The following is a 3,218-nucleotide window of genomic DNA, read 5'->3' as shown; positions in this document are numbered from 1 at the left end:
TTGTTTGGGAGAGGTCGAGCAGAGCCTTCAGCGATTGCTCGGGTGAGGGCAGTCCGAGCAATCCGGCACAAACGCTGCATCGAGTGTGCCCGCTCCCGTCAATCAGAAACCTACTTGGCCGGCGCAAACGCGGCTTTTGTCGGTTCCGTCTTTGCCGTCGGCGTGGCGTCAGCAGTCAAGTCGCCAATGGCAAACTGAATCCCGTCGAGCATGTGTTTTAAAACCACAGGATTGCTAAACGTCTCATTGCGATGCCCAAAAATTGGTATAAAACACCCGTCCGTCGCCCGCTTTGCGAATCCATGATACCGGCACCTCGCGAGGCCCATCGTTGATCCGCTTGGACACTTCGTCCTTGCTCATATCCAAGCTAACCAAAATCCGTAGCACTTTGGGGCCTTCGTACGAGTCCGCCTTGTACTGATAGATCTCGTCCTGATGCCAGAACCCTTTGCCTTCGAACGCTTGGTTGAGTACGTGATCGGGATCATCCAATTTGAACGCCCAGGTGCCGCCTGCGGTCCAAGGATGTCCACCAAACTCGCCGCCCACGATCGCGCGGCACTCGGGGTGACGTCCAAAGTTGTCACTCGCCGCGTGCAATCCGGCTAAACCTTTGCCACCTGCGATGAAATCCAGAAACGCGTTCTGCTGCGAAGCGGTTTCAAACTGCATCTTGGTCGTGTTGTTCAGCACGATGCAGTCGTACTGCTTCAAATTCTCGGACGTAAACGCGTCATAGGTGTCGGCGAAATCGGCCTGGAACGCTCCCGTTTCCTGAGCCATCTGCTTGACCGCCTCATTCGCGTACGGAATTGAACCGTGGACGAATCCTTCACAGCGATAGAACACCAACACGCGGCGTGCCTGTTTCGGCTGGGCCGCCAACTGCTTAGGAACCGCATTTTCAATTTTGCTTAGCTGCTCATCACTGAGCGGCTTGAATAACTTGGCCTTCTTTTCTTGCCAAGCATCCGGCTTGTCCTCGGCAAAACAGGCTCCCGAACAGAGGCAAGTCAATAGAGTCAGCAGGAAGAGTCGATTCATGACGCAACTTTTCAATTACGGGGGGATGGAAAGGGAGGGGGACCACCAGTTTAGTCGCGTTTGGATTGCCATCGTTACAGCCCTGGCAAAAAAACTCAAAACCCCGCGATTTTCGCTGAAAAACCACACCGCATCTTTACAGTCTCGCTCGATGCCAAACCACCAGCGATTTCTGCCAGCCGGCCTCACGCGGCCGCGGATGTATTACAATCATCTGCGTCGCTCTGCGATAATGCCTGCCATTTGCCTCCATCAATCACGAAATACCGACTCAATATGATTGCCATTCGTTCGCGAGCATTTGCCGTCTCGCTACTGGTTGTGACGGTCGCCCCCGTTCATGCTGAAAACACTGCAGCGCGACTTGGCGACAATCTGCAGCCGCTGATCTCTTGCTTGTCAGGGAATGCCAAGTCTTTCTCGATCTCGGCCGACATTGACGTGCACATCGACGGCCAAGTCCAACATGTGGACGGACGACTGGTTCGATTCGATGACCAGTCGTTTGACTTGGACCTAATCCATAGCGACTACAGCGTGCGGATTCGCCGGCGAGCGGAATCGACCGCATTCGCGCTGCCGCACCATCAAACCGTGTTTCTCAGTGCGGGCGATGCCGATCCGCGGGACCAACTGTCACCGCGGGGAATCACCGATCGCTTGCTGGGAAGCGGTTCGAAATTGTCCACCTATGCGGCGATGATTCAGCAGTCGGACGCCTCGGTGGTCGCGCAAATGTTGACAGGACTATTAAAAGCGGATTCGAGCGACAAGCGACAAACGTGGACACTCAACAACGAGACGTCGATAATATTCGACAATAGCGGCAAGCAAATTACGATCCATGTTGGCGATCACTATCACGGAACACTTAAGATCGACGACAACGTGCCTGAGATGCCAAACGCGGGCGAGTGGCCTGGATTCAAGCAGGTTTCACTGCAACGCATGGAACTCGAACGCAGCATTGCTCGTGGCACACGCAGAGCACTGGAGATCATCGCACCGTCACGACTACTCACTTCACCGCTGCAAAAAGCCAAAACCGTACCCGCTGGCGAGCTTCGCTGGATCGATGGGCAGCGGGTCGTCTTGCTGAAAGGTTCTCCCGAGCAAATTGGCGATGCCCATGGTCGCCTGCTGGCCGCGGAGTCGCAGCGGTGTATCGATTCGGTGCTGTACACCTTCGGAACCGTGAACACCGTTCGCACCGGACGTTGGTTTCGCCATGATCTCGATGCTGCCTACGCGCGCCTGGCTGCTCACATCCCCGATGATCACAAGCGTGAAACGTTGGCGTTTGCCAAAGCGATCAACCTGGATCCTTCCACCGCGCACGCGATCAATGTCTTTCCTGAACTGTTTCACTGTTCCGGTTTCGCTGTTTCTGACGCCGCAACCAAAGACGGCAAGCTTTACCATGGCCGCGTTTTGGACTACATGACCACGATTGGATTGCAAGACGCGGCGACCACCTTCATCATCGCGGTCGATGGAAAGCACGCGTTTGCGAATATTGGCTATGCCGGGTTCATTGGCAGCGTCAGCGGCATGAATGACCAAGCGATATCACTCGGCGAAATGGGCGGCCATGGCGAAGGCCAGTGGGACGGTGTCCCGATGGCGACACTGATGCGGCGGGCGCTCGAAGAGTGCTCGACGCTGGACCAGGTGATGACGCTATGGCAAGACTCGCCGCGAACGTGCGAGTACTACTACGTGTTCGCTGACGGAAAAACCAATCAAGCGGTCGGCGTCGCAGCGGATCCAAAGTCAATCGAGTTCATTCAGCCGGGGCAGACGGATCCGCGTCTCGGCGAAGGAATCCCCAATGTGCTTGCGTTGTCATCGGGATCACGTCTGGAAACACTGCGAGAACGAATCCAGCAGCGGTACGGCGAGATCGACGTCGAAGCCGCCCAATGGCTGATGAGTCGACCGGTCGCGATGAAGTCGAACCTCCACAACGTATTATTTGTCCCGGCAGACGGCGTGTTTTATGTGGCCAATGCCACCCACAAAGCTCCCGCCGCCGAGCAACCGTATGTCAAATTCGACTTAGCCGAGTTGCTACAAAGCATGGCTACAAGACAACAAGAGGACTCACAGCCTTAAGCCCCTTGGCAGCAACCACTTACGCCGCCCGCTCACAAGAATCCAGAGGAGGTGAA

The 3,218-nt window shown here is 55.7% G+C and carries 2 protein-coding genes; one reads left to right on the top strand and one right to left on the bottom strand.

The window, feature by feature from the left end; all coding sequences use genetic code 11:
* Positions 1–243: 243 nt before the first annotated feature.
* Positions 244–1,047 carry a ThuA domain-containing protein gene (locus RMSM_RS13620; protein ID WP_008696871.1) on the bottom strand — a complete coding sequence of 268 codons (804 nt, stop codon included), beginning with the start codon at positions 1,045–1,047 and terminating at the stop codon, positions 244–246.
* Positions 1,048–1,323: 276 nt separating this feature from the next.
* Here RMSM_RS13620 and RMSM_RS36830 point away from each other — a divergent pair, with 276 nt between their 5' ends.
* Entirely contained in the window at positions 1,324–3,162 is a 1,839-nt protein-coding gene (locus RMSM_RS36830) for a C45 family autoproteolytic acyltransferase/hydrolase (RefSeq protein WP_144057625.1), read from the top strand.
* Positions 3,163–3,218 lie beyond the last annotated feature (56 nt).

Origin of the sequence: Rhodopirellula maiorica SM1 (assembly GCF_000346295.1) — a bacterium.
GTDB lineage: Bacteria > Planctomycetota > Planctomycetia > Pirellulales > Pirellulaceae > Novipirellula > Novipirellula maiorica.
Note: the sequence above shows the minus strand (reverse complement) of the source record. Positions and strands in the feature narration are given on the sequence as shown.

Bases quoted from the DNA above. Each gene is read 5' to 3' on its own strand.
- RMSM_RS13620 (WP_008696871.1), bottom strand. From the start codon at position 1,047: ATGAATCGACTCTTCCTGCTGACTCTATTGACTTGCCTCTGTTCGGGA.
- RMSM_RS36830 (WP_144057625.1), top strand. From the start codon at position 1,324: ATGATTGCCATTCGTTCGCGAGCATTTGCCGTCTCGCTACTGGTTGTG.